The organism is Pseudomonas sp. R1-15 (assembly GCF_051132085.1).
Classification (GTDB): domain Bacteria; phylum Pseudomonadota; class Gammaproteobacteria; order Pseudomonadales; family Pseudomonadaceae; genus Aquipseudomonas.
In genome coordinates this window covers 235,055-254,682 of the sequence record NZ_CP071660.1, presented here as the reverse complement: position 1 = coordinate 254,682, position 19,628 = coordinate 235,055, and the positions used below count along the sequence as shown (strand labels likewise).

General features: G+C 62.8%; 15 protein-coding genes. 5 read left to right on the top strand and 10 right to left on the bottom strand.

Annotation, left to right across the window (positions count from 1 at the left end; translation table 11 throughout):
- Positions 1-56: 56 nt before the first annotated feature.
- A complete protein-coding gene (locus J3P97_RS01050; protein WP_434673278.1) occupies positions 57-803 on the bottom strand; it encodes an NRDE family protein in 747 nt (248 codons plus the stop codon).
- 147 nt (positions 804-950) lie between these two features.
- Here J3P97_RS01050 and J3P97_RS01045 point away from each other — a divergent pair, with 147 nt between their 5' ends.
- From J3P97_RS01045 to J3P97_RS01035, 3 genes are all read left to right on the top strand, one after another.
- The gene (locus J3P97_RS01045) at positions 951-1,733 is read left to right on the top strand and encodes a sulfite exporter TauE/SafE family protein (protein WP_305501400.1); all 783 of its coding nucleotides are present in this window, start codon (positions 951-953) and stop codon (positions 1,731-1,733) included.
- A gap of 68 nt (positions 1,734-1,801) precedes the next feature.
- Positions 1,802-2,611, top strand: coding sequence for a prolipoprotein diacylglyceryl transferase (gene lgt, locus J3P97_RS01040; protein WP_434673277.1), 810 nt, complete (start codon positions 1,802-1,804; stop codon positions 2,609-2,611).
- 49 nt (positions 2,612-2,660) lie between these two features.
- Entirely contained in the window at positions 2,661-3,632 is a 972-nt protein-coding gene (locus J3P97_RS01035; RefSeq protein WP_434673276.1) for a thymidylate synthase, read from the top strand.
- 135 nt (positions 3,633-3,767) lie between these two features.
- Here the strand turns inward: J3P97_RS01035 and cadR are convergent, their stop codons facing one another.
- Entirely contained in the window at positions 3,768-4,214 is a 447-nt protein-coding gene (gene cadR / locus J3P97_RS01030; protein ID WP_434570409.1) for a Cd(II)/Pb(II)-responsive transcriptional regulator, read from the bottom strand.
- Between the two features lie 85 nt (positions 4,215-4,299).
- Here cadR and J3P97_RS01025 point away from each other — a divergent pair, with 85 nt between their 5' ends.
- A complete protein-coding gene (locus J3P97_RS01025; RefSeq protein WP_434673275.1) occupies positions 4,300-6,519 on the top strand; it encodes a heavy metal translocating P-type ATPase in 2,220 nt (739 codons plus the stop codon).
- A 754-nt stretch (positions 6,520-7,273) separates the two neighbouring features.
- Here the strand turns inward: J3P97_RS01025 and J3P97_RS01020 are convergent.
- From J3P97_RS01020 to J3P97_RS01010, 3 genes are read right to left on the bottom strand one after another with little or no spacing between them, the layout of a single operon-like run.
- Positions 7,274-10,321: an efflux RND transporter permease subunit gene (locus J3P97_RS01020; RefSeq protein WP_434673274.1), complete on the bottom strand. Its 3,048-nt coding sequence runs from the start codon at positions 10,319-10,321 to the stop codon at positions 7,274-7,276.
- A complete protein-coding gene (locus J3P97_RS01015; protein ID WP_434570415.1) occupies positions 10,318-11,382 on the bottom strand; it encodes an efflux RND transporter periplasmic adaptor subunit in 1,065 nt (354 codons plus the stop codon). Before J3P97_RS01015 ends, J3P97_RS01020 begins: the two co-directional genes overlap by 4 nt.
- Positions 11,379-12,482 (bottom strand): efflux RND transporter periplasmic adaptor subunit, encoded by a 1,104-nt coding sequence (locus tag J3P97_RS01010; RefSeq protein WP_434673273.1) that lies wholly within the window; start codon positions 12,480-12,482, stop codon positions 11,379-11,381. Before J3P97_RS01010 ends, J3P97_RS01015 begins: the two co-directional genes overlap by 4 nt.
- A gap of 125 nt (positions 12,483-12,607) precedes the next feature.
- On the opposite strand from J3P97_RS01010, the gene J3P97_RS01005 reads away from it, so the two are divergent.
- On the top strand, positions 12,608-13,768 hold the full coding sequence (locus J3P97_RS01005; RefSeq protein WP_434570419.1) for an AAA family ATPase: 1,161 nt from the start codon (positions 12,608-12,610) through the stop codon (positions 13,766-13,768).
- A gap of 282 nt (positions 13,769-14,050) precedes the next feature.
- On the opposite strand, the gene J3P97_RS01000 is transcribed toward J3P97_RS01005, so the two are convergent.
- The 5 genes from J3P97_RS01000 to J3P97_RS00980 all read right to left on the bottom strand — a co-directional run bounded on the left by J3P97_RS01000 (position 14,051) and on the right by J3P97_RS00980 (position 19,620).
- Positions 14,051-14,833: a MetQ/NlpA family ABC transporter substrate-binding protein gene (locus J3P97_RS01000; protein ID WP_434673272.1), complete on the bottom strand. Its 783-nt coding sequence runs from the start codon at positions 14,831-14,833 to the stop codon at positions 14,051-14,053.
- A gap of 277 nt (positions 14,834-15,110) precedes the next feature.
- Positions 15,111-16,046: a sigma 54-interacting transcriptional regulator gene (locus J3P97_RS00995; RefSeq protein WP_434673271.1), complete on the bottom strand. Its 936-nt coding sequence runs from the start codon at positions 16,044-16,046 to the stop codon at positions 15,111-15,113.
- Positions 16,047-16,093: 47 nt separating this feature from the next.
- Positions 16,094-16,675 carry an alpha/beta hydrolase gene (locus J3P97_RS00990; RefSeq protein ID WP_434570425.1) on the bottom strand — a complete coding sequence of 194 codons (582 nt, stop codon included), beginning with the start codon at positions 16,673-16,675 and terminating at the stop codon, positions 16,094-16,096.
- 207 nt (positions 16,676-16,882) lie between these two features.
- The gene (locus J3P97_RS00985) at positions 16,883-17,128 is read right to left on the bottom strand and encodes a DUF2789 domain-containing protein (protein WP_434673270.1); all 246 of its coding nucleotides are present in this window, start codon (positions 17,126-17,128) and stop codon (positions 16,883-16,885) included.
- 56 nt (positions 17,129-17,184) lie between these two features.
- Positions 17,185-19,620 (bottom strand): alpha/beta hydrolase, encoded by a 2,436-nt coding sequence (locus J3P97_RS00980; protein ID WP_434673269.1) that lies wholly within the window; start codon positions 19,618-19,620, stop codon positions 17,185-17,187.
- Positions 19,621-19,628: the final 8 nt, after the last annotated feature.

Sequence of the window (19,628 nt, the reverse complement as noted above, 5' to 3'; positions counted from 1 at the left end):
GGCTACTTCGTAGCCCAGCGGGAGCAAGCTCCCTCGCCACGGGGTTATCGTCGGCATTAAACGAGCAGCTCCACCTCCCCCAAATGCCCCCCATGCGGCCCGAAACTGCGCTCGACCATCTGCCGCGTCCCGTCAGCATTAACGATCAGCGCCGTGCTCGCCCGCGTCCCGTAGGCCGGGCTGGCGATGAACACGCTCGACAGCAGCATTTCCGTGGACAGTCCCACGCCGGTGTCCGGCAGCTCCGCCACCGGGGCCGGTTGCGGATCGTTCAATAGCGTCAGCAGCGCTTGGGGTTGCGGGTCATGCAGCACCTCACTCAACGCCGTCCGGGCCTTGAGCAATTTCGGCCAGGGCGTGTTCAACCCGGCGTTGGACAATCCGTAGATCCCTTCGGCCAACAACTGCGGACGTGTATCGCGTGCGTTGTAGTGCCACAGTTCGGCACCATCTCCCAGCAGCAGGTTGAAGCCACCGTACTCGCCGGCGCGCGGCACGACTTCGCTCAGATAATCGACGATCGACAGATTCCCGGTCAGGAACCGCGCCACCAGCTCGCCGCGAGACTTGAACGCCGGGAGCTGGCCAGGATCGCGGATGTTGGTCAGCGCGGCAAAGCGGCCCCCGGCGCCGACCCCGAGCCAGGTGCCGCCCGCTTCCAGGTCGCGACCGGCATGCACGTGCGGTGCGTCAGGCCACTGCGCCAGTGGCAGCGTCGGGCGCGCATAGAACTCGTCGCGGTTGGCCGCCACGATCAGCGGCTGGGCGTGGCCGGGCCGCCAGGCAAATACGATCAGGCACATCAGGTTGTCCTGTGAAAAATCCGAGCTCCGCTTTCGTGGTGCCTACTTTACCCACACATCACCAACGCATCCATCGCCTTCAGTGGAGCCCAGGCCCCTCGATCCGTTACCATGCCGCTCTTGTTTGCGATGGTCGAGGCGACGCTGGTGGAATTCCTGCTTTATCTGCTGCTCGGCGCCTGTGCCGGTGTACTCGCCGGGCTATTCGGCGTCGGCGGCGGGATGATCATCGTCCCGGTGCTGGTGTTCAGTTTCACCTTGCAGGGTTTTGACCCTCAGGTGTTGACGCACCTGGCTGTCGGTACGTCCCTGGCATCGATCATCTTTACCTCGGTAAATGCCGTACGCGAGCATCACCGCAAAGGCGCGGTGCGCTGGCAGATCTTTACCTGGATGACCGTCGGGATCCTGATCGGTGCCGGTTTCGGCGCCATTACCGCCGAAGCGATCTCCGGCCCGCATCTGCAAAAAATCATCGGCGTATTCGCCATGCTCGTTGCCCTGCAACTGGCGCTGGATTTCAAGCCGAAGGCCAGCCGTACCGTGCCGGGCAAGGTCGGATTGGGCCTGGCCGGCACGGTTGTCGGCTGGGCCTCGGCGATTTTCGGTATCGGCGGCGGTTCGCTGACCGTGCCGTTCCTGACCTGGCGCAGCGTGCCGATGCAACAAGCGGTGGCGACTTCGTCGGCCTGCGGGCTGCCCATCGCCCTGGTCAGTGCGTTAAGTTTCATGATTCTGGGGTGGCAGGATCCGTTGTTGCCCCCCCATAGTCTCGGTTTTGTATATTTGCCGGCACTGCTGGGCATCGCCCTGACGAGCATGATCTTCGCCCGTTTCGGCGCGCGACTGGCCCATCGCCTGTCGCCGCGCTTGCTCAAGCGGCTGTTCGCCGCTTTGTTGTTCAGTGTGGGCTTGAGTTTCCTGCTCTGACGCAATCCTGGCTTAATCCCGAGGTGGCAGCTTCGCCCGGGTATTTTTGACGTTCACGAGGAATATCAATGCTGCCTTACCCGCAGATCGATCCGGTTGCCCTGGCCATCGGCCCGCTGAAAATCCACTGGTACGGTCTCATGTACTTGATCGGTATCGGCGGTGCCTGGTGGCTGGCCTCGCGCCGGCTCAACCGGTTTGACCCGACCTGGAACAAAGAGAAGCTCTCGGACCTGGTGTTCTGGCTGTCCATGGGCGTGATCGTTGGCGGGCGCCTGGGTTATGTACTGTTCTACGACCTGAGCGCCTACCTGGCCAACCCGACGCTGATCTTTGAAGTCTGGAAGGGCGGCATGTCGTTCCACGGGGGCTTCATCGGCGTGATGCTGGCGGCGCTGTGGTTCGGCAAGCGCAACAACAAGTCGTTTTTCGAACTGATGGACTTCGTCGCGCCGATGGTGCCGATCGGCCTGGGCGCCGGGCGCATCGGCAATTTCATCAACGCCGAGCTGTGGGGCAAGCCGACGGACGTGCCGTGGGCGATGGTCTTCCCGCCGTTCAGCGACCCGGCCCAACTGCCGCGCCACCCGTCGCAGCTGTACCAGTTCGCCCTGGAAGGCGTGGCACTGTTCCTGATTCTCTGGTTGTTCTCGCGCAAGCCGCGGCCGACCATGGCGGTGTCGGGCATGTTTGCGCTGTTCTACGGGATCTTCCGTTTCATCGTCGAGTTCGTCCGCGTACCGGACGCCCAGCTCGGCTATCTGGCGTGGAACTGGCTGACCATGGGCCAGGTGCTGTGCCTGCCGATGATCATCGGTGGCCTGGCGCTGATCTGGCTGGCTTATAACCGTGCACCGGCTGAGGCGGCCAAGGTTTAAAATTCGGACCCCGGGGCGCTGGCCCCGGGTTCAAGGACACAGGTAACCCATGAAGCAATATCTCGACCTGGTGGCTCACGTCATCAAGAACGGCACCAAGCAAGCCAACCGCACCGGCGTGAACACCATCAGTTTCCCTGGCGCGATGCTGCGCTATGACCTGAAGGAAGGCTTTCCCGCCATCACTACGCGCAAGATGGCCTTCAAGTCGGCGATCGGCGAGATGTGCGGTTTCTTGCGTGGCGTGAACAACGCCGCCGAGTTCCGGGCCCTGGGCTGCAAGGTCTGGGACCAGAACGCCAACGAAAACGCGCAATGGCTGGCCAACCCGTTCCGCCAGGGCGAGGACGACCTGGGCGAGATCTACGGCGTGCAATGGCGCAAGTGGCCGGCCTACAAGCAGATCCCGCTGAGCAACGCGGCCGCCATCGAGCAGACGCTGGCCCAGGGTTATCGGCAGATCGCCGAAGGCGAAGAAAACGGTCAGGCCTACGTGGTGCTGTACAAGGCCATCGATCAGGTTCGCCAGTGCGTCGACACCATCATCAAGGACCCGGGCAGCCGGCGCATCCTGTTCCACGGCTGGAACTGCGCCCAGCTCGATGAAATGGCCCTGCCACCGTGCCACCTGCTGTACCAGTTCCATCCGAATGTCGAGACCCGGGAAATCTCCCTGACCCTCTACATCCGCTCCAACGACCTGGGCCTGGGCACGCCGTTCAACCTCACCGAAGGCGCCGCGCTGCTAAGCCTGATTGGCCGCCTGACCGGTTATACGCCGCGCTGGTTCACCTATTTCATCGGCGATGCCCACGTCTACGAAAACCACTTGGACATGCTCAATGAACAGCTTACGCGCGAGCCGTTCCCGATGCCCCGACTGGTGATTTCCGAGCGCGTGCCGGAGTTCGCCAAGACCGGCGTATACCAGCCCGAGTGGCTGGAGCAGGTCGAACCGAGCGACTTCTCCCTCGAAGGCTACCAACACCATGCGCCGATGACCGCGCCGATGGCGGTCTAAAAAACACCACGTCTCCCCTGTGGGAGCGAGCTTGCTCGCGATGAGGTCATCACATTCAACACAGATGTTGACTGATAAACCGCTATCGCGAGCAAGCTCGCTCCCACACTGGATCTGCATGCGCTGCAGGTCAGGTCAATGCCCATGACTCCTGCCCACATGTGAATGCTCCACCTCCGGCGCCACCGCCCCGCTCACCTCCAACCGTTGCAAGATCCCACACTGCTCAAGATCCGGCCCTTCGCCACAGCGATGGCGCAGGTCGATCAGTTGCGCCTGCAAGGCCTGCAGTCCGTCGATGCGCGCCTTGACGTGGTGGATGTGTTCGTCGATCAATGCGTTGACGCTCTCGCATTGGTCCTGGGGGCTGTCGCGCAAGGCGAGCAGGCTGCGGATTTCCTCCAGGGTCATGTCCAGGGTCCGGCAGTTGCGGATGAACGTCAGCCGCTCGGCATGGGCCTGGGTGTAGACGCGATAATTGCCGTCACTGCGGGCCGGTTCCGGCAGCAACCCCTCACGTTCGTAATAGCGGATGGTCTCGACCTGGCAGTCGGTGATTTTCGCCAGTTCGCCAATCTTCATCGGATGAACTCCAAATAGGTGCTTGACCCTATAGTGGCTACAGGGTCTTTACTGCGCAACAGGCACTTTTCACGGACGTAACCCGATGAACGATTCCATCCATACACCCCGACCCGCCCATGGCCATGAGCACGGGCACTCCTGCTGCTCATCCAAGGCAGCGCCGGCGGTAGTCACGCTCGACAAAACGCCGACGGACGGTGCGCGGCTGAGCAGTTTTCGCATCGAAGCCATGGACTGCCCTACCGAACAGACACTGATCCAGAACAAGCTCGGCAAACTTGAAGGCGTGCAGCGACTGGAATTCAACCTGATCAACCGTGTGCTGGGCGTAACCCATGACCTGCCCAGCGACACGCCGATCATCAAGGCCATCGAGTCCTTGGGAATGCAGGCGGAACCGTTGACGGCTGGCCAGGACAAACCGACTCACACCCCGCCCGCTCCAGCCAAACCATGGTGGCCGCTGGCGTTGTCCGGCGTCACAGCATTGGGCGCCGAGGTGATTCACTTCACCAACGCCGCGCCGAACTGGGTCGTCGCGTTGGTGGCGCTGGTGTCGATCCTCAGCGGTGGCCTCGCCACCTACAAGAAGGGCTGGATCGCCCTGAAGAACCTGAACCTGAACATCAACGCCCTGATGAGCATCGCCGTGACCGGCGCGGTGTTGATTGGCCAATGGCCGGAAGCGGCGATGGTGATGTTCCTGTTCACCGTGGCCGAACTGATCGAGGCCAAGTCCCTCGACCGTGCGCGCAACGCCATCAGCGGCCTGATGCAGATGGCGCCGGAACAGGCCACCGTGCAGCAGGCCGATGGCAGTTGGCAGGTCCAGGAAGTGAAGAGCATCGCCCTTGGCGCGCGGGTGCGGGTTCGCCCCGGTGAACGCGTCGGGCTGGATGGCGCTGTGGTCGCAGGTCGCTCGACCATCGACCAGGCGCCGATCACCGGGGAAAGCCTGCCGGTGGACAAGACCGTGGGCGACAAAGTGTTTGCCGGCACCATCAACCAGGCCGGCGAACTGGAATACGCCGTGACCGCCGCGGCCGATCAATCCACCCTGGCGCGGATTATCCATGCCGTGGAGCAGGCCCAGGGGGCCCGGGCACCGACTCAGCGCTTCGTTGACCGGTTCTCGACAATCTACACCCCGGCGGTGTTTGCCCTGGCCTTGGCTGTGGCCGTCATCCCGCCGCTGTTCATGGGCGCAGTCTGGTTCGAGTGGATCTACCGGGCGCTTGTCCTGCTGGTGGTCGCCTGCCCATGTGCACTGGTGATTTCCACCCCCGTGACCATCGTCAGCGGCCTGGCGGCAGCGGCGCGCAAAGGCATCCTGGTCAAGGGCGGCGTGTACCTGGAGGGCGGCCACAAGCTCGATTACCTGGCCTTGGACAAGACCGGCACGATCACCCACGGCAAACCGGTGCAGACCGATTACCTGGCACTCGACCCCAGCGTGGAAACCACCGCACCGGCCCTGGCCGCCAGCCTCGCGGCGCGGTCGGACCATCCGGTATCCCGGGCGATTGCCCACGCGGCTGTGGATAAACAACTGGCGCAGCAGGTTGTGGATAACTTCGCGGCGCTTGCCGGGCGCGGCGTTCGCGGTGACATCGGCGGCCAGACCTATCACTTGGGCAACCATCGCCTCGTGGAAGACCTGGGCCTGTGCTCTCCCGAGCTGGAAGCGAAACTCTTCGCCTTGGAAAAACAAGGCAAGTCCGTCGTGCTGCTGCTCGACACCACCAAGCCTCTGGCGCTGTTTGCTGTGGCCGATACCGTCAAGGACTCGAGCCGCGAAGCGATCCGGCAGTTGCATGACCTGGGCATCAAGACGCTGATGCTGACCGGCGACAACGCCCACACCGCCGAGGCGATTGCCGCACAGGTGGGCATGGACCGAGCCCATGGCGACCTGTTGCCGGAAGACAAGCTGCAAATCATCGAGAAGCTCTACGCCGAGGGTCACCGGGTCGGCATGGTGGGCGACGGCATCAACGACGCCCCGGCCCTGGCCCGCTCGGAAATCGGCTTCGCCATGGCGGCGGCCGGCACCGACACCGCCATCGAGACCGCTGACGTAGCGCTGATGGACGACGACCTGCGCAAGATTCCCGCGTTCATCCGGCTGTCGCGGCAGACGTCGAGCATCCTCAAGCAGAACATCGCCCTGGCGTTGGTGATCAAGGCGATTTTCCTTGGGGTGACCTTCGCCGGGTTCGCCACCATGTGGATGGCGGTGTTTGCCGACATGGGGGTGAGCTTGCTGGTGGTGTTCAATGGGTTGCGGTTGTTGCGCAAGTAAAGATTCGGAGACACCGGGCTGGCCTGCTCGCGAAAGCGGTGGGTCAGCTTGCATTGATGTTGGATGTGCCGCAGCCATCGCGAGCAAGCTCGCTCCCACACTGGTCTCCACTGGACATCAAATCCATGCCCATCCCCAAATCCCCTGTGGGAGCGAGCCTGCTCGCGAAAGCGGTGGGTCAGCTTGCATTGAGGTTGAATGTGCCGCAGCCATCGCGAGCAAGCTCGCTCCCACACTGATCTCCACTGGACATCAAATCCATGCCCATCCCCAAATCCCCTGTGGGAGCGAGCCTGCTCGCGAAAGCGGTGGGTCAGCTTGCATTGAGGTTGGATGTGCCGCAGCCATCGCGAGCAGGCTCACTCCCACACTGGTCTCCCAATAGACATCAAATCCATGTCAGTCCCCGAATCCCTGTGGGAGCGAGCCTGCTCGCGAAAGCGGTGGGTCAGCTTGCATTGAGGTTGGATGTGCCGCAGCCATCGCGAGCAGGCTCGCTACCACACTGGTCTCCCAATAGACATCAAATCCATGTCAGTCCCCGAATCCCTGTGGGAGCGAGCCTGCTCGCGAAAGCGGTGGGTCAGCTTGCATTGAGGTTGAATGTGCCGCAGCCATCGCGAGCAAGCTCGCTCCCACACTGATCTCCATTGGACATCAAATCCATGCCCAGCCCCAAATACCCTGTGGGAGCGAGCCTGCTCGCGAAAGCGGTGGGTCAGCTTGCATTGATGTTGGATGTGCCGCAGCCGTGTCACTCGCGCTTGGGCTCGCGGATCTTGTACCAGGCCACATACAGCGCTGGCAGGAACAGCAGCGTCAGCAGCGTGGCGACGATGATCCCGCCGATCATCGCGTAGGCCATCGGGCCCCAGAACACTTCCCGGGCGATCGGGATCATCCCCAGGCTCGCCGCCGCCGCCGTCAACAGGATCGGCCGGCGCCGGTGCTCGGTCGCTTCCACCACCGCATCCCAGGGTTCATAGCCGTCACGTTCGTATTCGTCGATCTGGGTCACCAGGATCACCGAGTTGCGGATGATGATGCCGATCAGCGCAAGGATCCCGAGGATCGCCACAAAGCCCATGGGCGTACCCGTCGGCACCAGCGCCAGGACCACGCCGATCAAGCCCAGGGGCGCGACACTGGCCACCAGGAACAATTTCTGCACGCTGTGCAACTGGATCATCAGGAACGTCGCCATCAGGAACAACATCAGCGGCACCACGCTGGCGATCGGCCCCTGGGCCTTGCTGCTTTCCTCCACCGTGCCGCCGGTGGCGACCTTGTAGCCTACCGGCAATTTGGCGGCGAACCTGTCGATGTCCGGTTGCAGTTGCCGCACCAGGTCCGTCGGCTGGATTTCATCGCGCACGGCAGCCTTGATGGTGATGGTCGGCTTGCGGTCGCGGCGCCACACCAGTGGTTGCTCCAGCTCGTAGCGCACCGTGGCAAAGGCCAGCAGCGGAATCGAGGTCCCGCCCGGTGTGACGATCTGCAGGTTCTGCAAGGTTTCCGGCGAACCGCGCTCGGCGTCTTCGGCGCGACCCACCACGTCGATCAGGTAGATATCGTCGTTGACCTGGGTCACCGGCGAGCCGCTGACGATGCTGTTCATCAGCCGGGCCACGTCATCCGAAGACAATCCCAGTTGCCGCGCCTTGTCCTGGGCGATGTCGATGCGCAGTACTTTGCCCGGCTCGTTCCAGTCGTAGATGATCTCGCCAATGTGCGAATTCTTGTCCAGTTCGGTGGCAAGCTCAATGGCATGCTTGCGCACCTGGTCGATGTCCTTGCCGCTGACCCGGTACTGGATCGGCCGACCGACCGGCGGGCCCATTTCCAGCGCCTGCACGTAGCTGCCGATGCCGACGAAATCTTCACGCAGGCGCTTTTGCAGGCGTTCGCTGAGGGCCGTGCGTGACTCCAGATCCTTGCTGACGATCACCAGTTGCGCGTAGTACGGGTTCTGCAGTTGCTGGTCCAGCGGCAGGTAGAAGCGAATGGCGCCTTCGCCGATGTAAGTGCTCCAGCGCGCGATGTCCGGGTCGCCCTTGAGGGTGGCCTCCAGGCGATCGACCGCCTTGCGCGTCTCGTCCATCGAGGCGTTCTGCGGCAGGTTGAGGTCCACCAGGATCTCCGGGCGGTCCGAGGACGGGAAGAACTGGTTCTGTACGAAGCGCATGCAGAATACCGCCAGCGCGAACAGCAGCACGGTGATCCCGATTGCCCACCAGCGATTGCGCATCGCCCACAGCAGGCCACCGTTGAAGGCCCGTCCGACCCGTCCCGGCTCGTTGCTGTGGGGCTTTACGTTGGGACTGAGAATGTGCACGCCGATCACCGGGGCGAACAGCACCGCGACGATCCAGGACACCAGCATCGCCACGGCAATCACCGCGAACAGGGTGAAGGTGTATTCGCCAGCCGAACTGGCGTTCAGGCCGATGGGCACGAAGCCGGCCACGGTCACCAGGGTCCCGGTGAGCATCGGAAAAGCGGTCGAGGTATAGGCAAACGTCGCGGCCTGATCCTTGGAATCGCCTTTTTCCAATCGCGTGACCATCATTTCCACGGTGATCATGGCATCGTCCACCAGCAAGCCGAGGGCGATGATCAATGCACCGAGGGAAATCCGCTGCATGGTGATGCCGCTGTATTCCATGAACACGAACACCATCGCCAGCACCAGCGGGATCGAGCAGGCCACCACCAGCCCGGCGCGGATGCCGAGGCTGATGAAACTGACCACCAGAACGATGATCACCGCCTCGAACAAGGCGCTGGTGAAGCCGCCGACGGCTTCCTCCACCACTTCGGCCTGGTCCGACACCGTATGCACGCCGACCCCCACCGGCAGGTCCGCGGTCAGTTCGTCCATGCGCGCATGCAGCGCCTTGCCGAACTCCTGGATGTTGCCGCCCTTCTTCATGGCAATGGCAAGACCGATCGCCGGCGTGCCGTTGAAGCGGAACATCGGCGTGGCGGGGTCGACGTAACCACGGCGAATGTCGGCGATATCGGCGAGGCGATAGAAACGATCGTTGAGTCGCAGGTTGACGTTGGCCAGGTCCTTTTCCGATTGGAACTGGCCGGACGTGCGCACGGAGATCCGCTCCGGCCCGGCGTCGATCACCCCTGCCGGGGTCACGGCGTTCTGCGACTGCAGGCTCTGCACTACCTGGCGCTGGTCGATGCCCAATGCGGCGAGTTTGCGTGTGGAAAAATTCAGGTACAGCACTTCGTCCTGCTCGCCGACCATTTCCACCTTGCCCAGGCCGGGCACGTCGCGGATCTCGGCGCGCACCCGTTCGACATAATCGCGCAACTGACGCATCGACAGGCCGTCGCCGGTAAAGGCATACACCGAGCCGTACACGTCGCCGAACTCATCGTTGAACCCTGGGCCTTGCAAGCCTTCAGGGAAATCGCCACGAATGTCATTGATCTTCTTGCGGACCTGGTACCAGATCTCGGGGATTTCCTCGGCGCCGGTGGTATCACGCAGATACACGAACACCGTCGACTCCCCCGGCCGGGTGTAACTCTTCACATAATCGAGGGAATCGAGCTCTTCAAGTTTTTTCTCGATGCGGTCGGTGACCTGGTCGAGGGTTTCTTCCTGGGTCGCGCCGGGCCAGCGGGTCTGGATGACCATGGTCTTGATGGTGAACGACGGGTCTTCTTCGCGGCCCAGGTTCATGTACGAGAACACGCCCATCAGCAATGCGACGAACATCAGGTACCACACGAAAGACTGATGCCGCAGGGCCCATTCGGATAAGTTGAAAGGCCCTTTCATCGTGCGTCCTCGTCGAGTTTCACTTTTTGCCCCGGCTGGAGACTGTTCACCCCGGCGCTGACCACGCGGTCGCCAGGCTTGATGCCGTTGGCGACCAGGACCGAACCGGCCGATCGCTCGATAATCTGTACTTCTCGTGGCGAGACTGTCTGGCTCTGCGGGTCGATCAGCCAGATTCGCGCCTTGCCGTCGACTTCCTGCAACGCGCTGAGCGGCAGCTCGATGCGCGGTTCGATGGCCGAGCTCAGAGTCACGCTGATGGCGGTGCCCAGGCGAAAGCCCGGCGGGGTATCGGTCAGGGTCAGGCGCGCGCGGCGGGTACGGGTGGCGCTTTGCGCCTGAGGCTCGATCTCGCGCACGATGGCCGTGGTGCGGGTCGCCGGGTCGAGTTGAGCGGCGACCTCGAACACCACATCCTCGGGCAGGCGCTCGGCCAGCCCGGCGGGCAAGTCGATCACCGCTTCCTTGACGTCCGGGCGGGCCAGCGTCACTACTTGCTGGCCGGCGGTCACCACCTGCCCCGCCTCGGCCGTCCAGGCGGTGACGACCGCGTCATGGTCGGTACGCAGTTCGCTGTAGTTGAGCTGGTCGCGGGCCTGTTCCACCGTGGCCTTGGCCTGTTCCAGGGAGGCAGCGGTGGTTTTCAGGTCCGTCTGGGCGATGTCCAGTTGTGCCTGGGCACCGACGCCACGGTCGAACAATTGCTGCTGGCGACGGGCATTGGCCTGGGCATTGATGTACTGCGCCTCGATCCGCGCCAGGTCGCCCTGAGCGGCGCGCAACTGGTTCTGCTGGTCGGTGGGGTCGAGGGTTGCGAGCAGGTCGCCCTTCTTCACTTCCGCGCCAACATCGACGTTGCGACTGGCGATGCGCCCGGGCACACGAAAACCCACGTTGGTTTCGTAGCGCGCCTGGATATTCCCGGCGAAGCGTCCCAGAGCCTGCTGGTCCAAGGCCCGGACCTCAATGGACAACACCGGCCGCACCGGCTCCGGCGGTGCTTCTTCTTTCGAGCAGGCGGCCAGCAGCAGGCCGGCCGCGACCATCCACAGGCGCTTCATGGCTGGGCTCCTGACGGGTTTTTCTCATAGCTGTTTTCAGCGATCTCGACGCGCATGCCCGGATGAAGCAACTGCCCGCCGGCAATGATGACTTTTTCGCCGCCCTTGAGCCCGTCGCTGACGATGACCTTGCCGGTCAGGTAGCGGCTAACGGTGACGTTGTGCAACTGCGCCTTGCCTTCGCCGTCCACCAGCCACACGGCCGGATTACTGAGATTCTTGGTCAGTGCCGACCAGGGCAGCTCCACGGCGGTTTTTCCTGCGGATTTGGCGGTGGCGCTGACCACCGAACCCAGGCGCATGCCTTCGGGCAAGTCGTTGAGCGTGACCTTGACCTGCACGGTGCCGGTCTCGGCGGACACCGCCGGGGTGATCTCGCGCACCGTACCGGTGGTCTTGATGGCAGGGTTGTCGAGCAGGCTGATGACAATGTCCGGCGCCGATGGCGGTTCGCTCAGCAGCGACTCGTAGATGTTGAACACCGCGTCGCGCTCACCGTCCCGGGCCAGGCTGAAGATCGGCTCCGTGGCCTGGACCACCTGGCCCACTTCGGCCTGGCGCGCCGTGATGATGCCCGGCGCCTCGGCGATCAGTGCGGTGTAGCTCAGCTGTTCGCGGGCATTGGCCAGTTGTGCCTGGGCCGCCGTCAGCGCGCTCTGGCTGCTGCGCAGTTGCGCCTGGGCCGCGTCGTATTCGCTCTGGCTGGTGTAGCCCTTGGGCAAGAGCTTCTGCTGGCGCACAAATGCCGCCGCACTCTGCTTGACCCGCGCCTGTTCGGCGGCCACCTGGGCCTCGGCGGAATCGACGTTGGTCTGCAGGTCACGTGGATCGAGCCGGGCCAGCACTTGCCGGGCCGAGACCCGGTCGCCGACGTCGACTTTGCGCTCGATGATCTTGCCGCCGACACGAAACGACAGGTCAGCCTGCACGCGAGCCTGGACATCGCCGGTAAGCGTCACCGAGGCGGCGTATTCGGAAGGTATGGCATGCTGCACGAAAACCCGTGGCAAGGCTTTTTCCTCGGGCTTCTTGTCACCGCACCCCGCCAACACCGCACACACGCCCAAGCCAACAATCAATTTGATTCCAGGACCAGCCATGCAGACTCCTTTGCGTTGTACGGACGTACCAGTGACGATACGACTGTGAGCTTAGAACAGGGTTCACCGAATGCACAGGAATCGGGCAGACTCGTCTGTGACATCCATGTACGAAGGGAATTCGCATGCTCACGACCCTGGCGGTGGCCAACTACCGGTCCATCAACAAACTGGTCATCCCGCTGGGCAGGCTGAACCTGATCACCGGGCCCAACGGCAGTGGCAAATCGAATCTGTATCGCGCCCTGCGCCTGTTGGCGGAGACGGCGCAAGGAGGCGTAGTCAATGCCCTGGCCCGTGAAGGTGGGCTGGGCTCGACCTTCTGGGCCGGCCCGGAAGAAATAAGCCGTCGCATGCGTAACGGCGATGTACCTGTGCAGGGCATCGTGCGTCAGGGCAGCATGCGCCTGCGCCTCGGATTTGCCGGGGAAAACTTCAGCTATTCGATCGCCCTGGGCCTGCCGGAACCCAGTCGTTCGGCGTTTTCACTGGACCCTGAAATCAAGCGCGAATGCATCTGGGCCGGACCGGTTTACAGGCCTGCCAGCTTGCTGGTGGACCGCAACGGGCCGATGATCCGCGCCCGTGAAAGCCGTTCGTGGGACGTATTGGCCCAACACACCCCGACCTTCGATAGCCTGTTCGATCAGGTCGGCAGCCTGCGCGCTTCGCCGGAGGTCCTGCAGATGCGCGAGTTCATTCGTCGCTGGCGCTTCTACGACCACTTTCGCAGCGATGCCGACGCCCCGGTGCGCCAGCCGCAACTGGGCACTCGCACCCCAGTGTTGCACCACGACGGACGCGACCTGGCTGCAGCGTTGCAAACGATTCTGGAGATAGGCGACTTCGAAGCCCTGCACGCCGCCATTGGCGATGCGTTTCCTGGCGCTCAACTGCACATCGACAAACTGCAGGGCGGGCGTTTCGCCATCGCCTTCCAGCAACACGGCCTGCTGCGACCGTTGTCGGCCGCCGAGCTGTCCGATGGAACCCTGCGCTACCTGCTGCTAGTAGCCGCCCTGCTCACGCCGCGCCCGCCCTCGCTGATGGTTCTCAACGAACCGGAAACCAGCCTGCACCCGGATCTGTTGCCGGCCTTGGCACGCTTGATAATCCGCGCTTCGGCCAATTGCCAGGTCTGGGTCGTGTCCCATGCGACACGCCTGATCGCCGCGCTGGAGCAGGATGAAAACTGCAATTGCATCGTGCTGGAAAAAGACTTGGGACAGACCGCAATCGTCGGACAGCGGATGCTGGATGAGCCGGCGTGGCATTGGCCTGAATAAGTAGTGACTGACAAACCGCTTTCGCGAGCGGGCTCGCTCCCACAGTGGTCGGTGTTGCTTCATCCGTGGCGAGGGAGCTTGCTCCCGCTGGCCTGCGGAGCAGGCCCCTCTGTTCTTGAGGTAGACCGCATCAGCCGTTTTTGCGACTGCTGCGCAGCCGAGCGGGAGCAAGCTCCCTCGCCACGGGTAAGCCGTGCCGCTACACGATATGTTGAGCACAAAAAACGCCGACGCTGTATCAGCCGTCGGCGTTTGTAACTGCGTTAAGGTCTACCGCGCCAATCAGAACGCCGGCAGTACCGCGCCGCTGTATTTCTTCTCGATGAACGCCTTCACTTCCGGGCTGGTCAGCGCCTTGGCCAGTTTCTGGATGGCCGCGCTGTCCTTGTTGTCCGGACGGGCCACCAGGAAGTTCACGTAAGGCGAATCCGAACCCTCGATCACCAAGGCATCCTTGGCCGGGTTGAGACCTGCTTCCAGGGCGTAGTTGGTGTTGATCATGTCCAGGTCGACCTGGTCCAGCACACGCGGCAGCATGGCCGATTCCAGTTCCTTGAACTTGAAGTTCTTCGGGTTCTCGGCGATGTCTTTCGGCGTTGCCAGGGCGTTTTTCGGGTCCTTGAGTTTGATCAGGCCAGCCTTCTGCAACAGGATCAGGGCACGACCGCTGTTGCTGCCTTCGTTAGGGATGGCGATGGTCGCGCCGTCTTTCAGCTCAGCCAGGCTTTTTACTTTTTTCGAGTAGCCGCCAAACGGTTCGACGTGGACGCCGATCACCGTCACCAGGTTGGTGCCTTTGCCTTCGTTGAAGCTCTTGAGGTAAGGCAGGGTCTGGAAGTAGTTGGCGTCAAGGCGCTTCTGGTCAACCTGTACGTTGGGTTGGACGTAGTCGGTGAACACCTTGATTTCCAGGTCCACGCCTTCTTTGGCCAGGGCCGGCTTGATCAGCTCGAGGATCTCAGCGTGGGGTACCGGTGTGGCAGCCACGACCAGTTTTTCCGCCGCCTGGGCCAGGCTCGAGGTCAGGGCTGCCGCCAATGCGGTGAACAACAGAACCTTTTTCATGCAGTGTCCTTATTCAATATCACTGTCGTCATGGACGACGGCCAAATGTGGGTGTGCCAGCGAAGTGCTATCGCTGGCGTGATGCGGAAGATACCGACATTTTTTATGCCTTAACAATATCTTTTATTCAAGTTCATATTCATTTTGCTCATATAAGGAAAGCGCTCTTGTGGTGAGGGAGCTTGCTCCCGCTCGGTTGCGCAGCAATCGCAAAATCTTGGGTCCGCTGCGCGGCCCAGCGGGAGCAAGCTCCCTCGCCACAGGTGGGCGTCCTGATCTATAGCGTTTGGTCCAGTCGATCGAGCAGCGCCTTGAGGGCGGTGCGCTCAGCTTGCGAGCCCTGTGCAATAACCTGCTCCACCTGCCGCTCGACCAGTTCCAGGGCTGAAAACTGGGACGGCAAATTCAGATGCTCCGGCAAAATCTCATCGCCGGCACTCACCAGCAATGCAAAATGGATAACGTTCTCCAACTCGCGGGTGTTGCCCGGCCAGCTGTGGCGTTCAAGCGCCCGTTGCGCCGCTTCACTGATCAGCGGCACGGCCAGGCCAAGGCGCTGGCTGTAGATGCCCAGGAAATATTCGGCCAGGGACAGGATATCGCCCACCCTCTCGCGCAAGGCGGGTAACTCGAGCTGCCCCTCGCTCAGGTAATGATAAAGCCGGTCATGAAATTTTCCGGCGTCCACCGCTTGCGCCAGATCAATGCTGGTGGCCGCCACCAGGCGCACGTCCACCGGGCTCGGTTGTTGGGCGCCGACACGTGTGACCTCATGGTTTTCCAGCGCCGCCAGCAACTTGATCTGGATCGGCAGCGGCAGGTCTCCGATCTCATCCAGGTAGAGCGTGCCGCCGTTGGCCGAGCCGAACCACCCGGCCCGACTGCTGGCCGAACCGCTATAACTGCCGACGGAATAACCGAACAATTCGGCGTCGGCATAGGTCGGGCTGATAGCGCCGCAATTGACCGAAACAAACAGCCCACCGCGATTGCTCTCGCGATGGATATGCCGGGCCAGCAGCTCCTTGCCGGTGCCGGTTTCGCCGCGAATCAGCACCGAAATCGCCCGTGGCGCCAGTTGTTCCAGCTCCTTGCGCAACTGCCGCGAACGCGGGTCGACGAACACCAGTGCCTTGGCACGGATGCTCAGGGGGCTTTTTTCCGAGTCGGGAAAGGTCAGCAAGGGCTGACCGAAGGTTTCATGCAGGCTCATGGCAGGCTCCCGCCCCAAACCGCCGGCGAGACGGAGGGCATTAAAATTCAGGCGCGACGCAGGGCGTGATGCTCCATGCGGTTTTGCAAACGATAGAGATAAGCGAAACCCTGCTCCCAGCGCTGGTGGCCGGACTTCACATTGATGTGCCCCGCCCCGGCCAGGATCCCGGCCTCGGCCCCCCAACTCCGCGCCAGCTCCATGGCGCGCGCGGCACTGACCGCCGCGTCGTTGTCGGAACTGACCACTTGGCTGGGAAACGGCAACAGGTCCGTGGGAATCGGCGCGAAGTTGCGTAGCGCCGGGGCACAAGCGGGGCGCTCGACATCCGCCGGCGCCACCAGCAACGCGCCACGCACCTGCCGCAGGAATGGCACCGGCGCGGTGGCGGCCCAATGGGCCACGGTGATGCAACCCAGGCTATGGGCGATCAGGATCACTGGCGTGCTGTCGCTGGCGATGGCTTCGGCCAGCGCGGCGACCCAATCTTCACGCCGTGGCGTCAGCCAGTCAGCCTGCTCGACCCGGGCACTGTTGGGCAGGCTGTTCTGCCAGTGGGTTTGCCAATGATTTTCCGGCGATCCTTGCCAGCCCGGCACAATCAGGTAGCGAATCGATTCGTTGCGCATGGGTGCTCTCCTGCTTGTCTGTTCCCGGACGAGTATAAGGAGGAGAGTTATATTATTTAAGGAATAAGAAGCTATTTATTAATTCCATACAGGAATAACAAATTGTGGGAGCGAGCTTGCTCGCGATAGCGGTAGGTCTGTTACATCAATGTTGACTGACATACCGCCATCGCGAGCAAGCTCGCTCCCACAGTTTTCGAGCCAACCTCACTCGCTCCGTCCCTTGCGCAACAGCACGTCGAGTTGATCCACCACCACCGCCCAGTCGGCATCTTCAAGGATTTCGTCGCGCAGCAACTGTCGCTGGCCCTCGCTCCAGAAGAACGCATCGGACACGTGCAGCTCGGGCTTGAGCGGCGAGTGGCTGGCGATGAACTGATCGATGCTGACGGCGTCGTCGGGTAGGCCGAGTTGTTTGAATAACGCGGGCAGCGTATGGACTGGGGATTCCATGCGGGACTCCTGAGCATGAACGGATGGCTGGCTGATGTTCCTCAGTTTAGACCCTCCTACTCCACCAACCTCAACTCCCCATCGCAATACACCACCTCACGCCCCAGCCATCCCACGTCTACTTGAGGCAGTACCGCCGAAGGTTTGCGCAGTTCACGCAGCAGCGTCGAGCCATGGGACAGGCGGCCGCCCATGCGTGCGATCACGGCGCGGGCGCCTTGATAGTGAGCGTGGCGGCCAGGGTCCAGGGTGTCTTCCAACAGGATGTCCTCGCCGAGAACGCCCTGGGCCTGACCCGGGTAGATAAGGAATCCGCTCGCCTGCTCGGTGCCTTCACGACCGTCCTGCCAGAAGCTGCCGTCGCGGCTGCGGATGTCCCGGTGCGGCGCGAACCAATGCTCGCGGTCGGCGCTCGGCATGGCGTGGTGCAGGCGGAAAAAGATCCGCATCAGGTTGTCGCGATACCATTCGCGCACCTGCAAGTAGTAGCCGCGCAGCCCTGGCAGGCCGGCGTCATGGGCCAGGCGAATCGCTAACGGCCATTGCGGGAAGGGTTGCAACGGCAGATCGGTCGGCGCCGGGCGCGGCGTTGCCGGATCGGTTTCCCAAGGCAAGCGATGAGGGCTGTGTTCGAGATTGTCATAGGCGGTCGGCGGTCGTCCCAGCCAGTCGCCGCCACTGCTGGCCAAGGCGCTGGCGATGCACAGGTTGCCCTGCACCACGAATACGTAGAAGCGGGTAAACCAGTCGGCCAGTTGCTGGCCGTCAGCGCCTTGTCCGGTCAGTTCGTGCAGCTCTCGGTCGAAACGGCGCAAACCGTTTTCCAACGTAAGCAGATGCCCGCGAGCGATACGCTGCATGCGCAAAAATAACGGCAGCGACCGCAGCAGGCGCAGCGGCCGCCAAGGCAGGTGCGGCGTTGCCCCACCGACCTCGCCGGCATAGCTGCTGGCGCTGATGCCCCAGTCTGCCAGCCGGGCGAGAAACAGGTCGTTGTTGATATACGAGGCGCCGCCAAACACCGCGGTGAAAGGCTCGTTGTCCTGCAAAATCCGTGAATCCCAACGCGCCATGATCGCCGGAATGCTTGCCGCCGCGCGACGCTGGGCGTACTCCACCAGAACGCTGGGTTGTGGCGGCAGGATCTCGGCGATGTTGGCGGCGGTCAGGTGACGGCGCCAGCCGTAGTCGCTGATCGGCCGGTATTGCAGCAACCAGAGTTGCGTGCCGTCCCAGGCCCATTCAACATCGCCGGGCACGTAGTGGAAGACCCGCAGCACGCCTTGGAGAAACTGCCACAGCGCTTCGGCGGTCAGGCCATGGGCCGGCGTGAATGTGCCGCTGTTCCAAGACTCGCCGAGACGGGAAATGATCGCTCGCTCAGGGCTCACCTTGCCATCGGCCAACGACTCCAGATGGCCTTCGACCCATTCCAGCTCAACCGAAAGGTGACGCACAAAGGCGATCCCGGACAGCCGTGGGGTGATGAAACGCTGCACCACCACTTCCTCGACACCCGCCGCGCTCAGCTCGGCAATGCGTGTCGGCACATTGTGTGTCGGCTCGCGCAAGTAGGTGGTGCTCAAGCCCGCATTGGCCGCATCGGCCTGATCCTCCCCGTAACTGGAGGAACGCACGGCCCAGGCAGCATCCGGCTGGCTGCACAAAAATCCTGGCAAGCGTGGATCATGACAATCGTTGAGTGACAGCGCCGCTGGCACCGGCTGCCCGGCCAGCTCCGCCAGGCGCAAGCGGCCACCCTTGGTGTGCGCGACGAACCCGCGCTCGCCGGACTCCAGCCAGGTGGCAAATTCAGCCGGTGAGTCGATCCACGGGTAGTGGCCCCAACCGGGCTTCAGGCTGATGGTCAAGTCGGCGCGGGCGAGAATGGCTGACCATGCCGCTGCCTGGGCGATGCCGAGCATCTTGTCCTGATCGCCCCATACCAGTTCGACCGGGTCGCTGATCCACTCCAGCAACGGCAACGCGGTGTCGGCGCGCACCAGATCCCAATGCGGGACAAAGGCCCGGCAGCGGGCATAGCCGGCGCCCATGCGCTGGTACTGCGCGGGCGTCCATTGCTGGCGGGAGAACTTGTGGGCGAACAGCCTTGGCTTGTTCGCCAGCAGCCAATGAATGGTCTTGCGAATCGGCAGCGGCGACATCAGCGCCGGCAATCGTCGCTGCCACAAGAACGCGCCCACCGGCGCCAGCAATACGCTGCGGCAAAAGTGCCCGGGCCGGCGTTGCAAGGCGTGCAGCACCAGCAAGGCGTTCACCCCGACCGCCATGATCGCGCTGCCCTTTACCGTTGCCGCGAGCAACGCCTGAGCGTAGGCCGCCAGGTCTTCACAAGGAGCCTGAGGGTTGTCGCCGAAACCGGGCAGCTCCAGCGGCACCACGTCGTAGCGTTTGAAGTGCGGCAACGCGTCGTCCCACCAATCGGCAGCGCTACCGTTGCCGGCCAGCAGGTACATCCTCGGCTTGCTCATGGACAGTC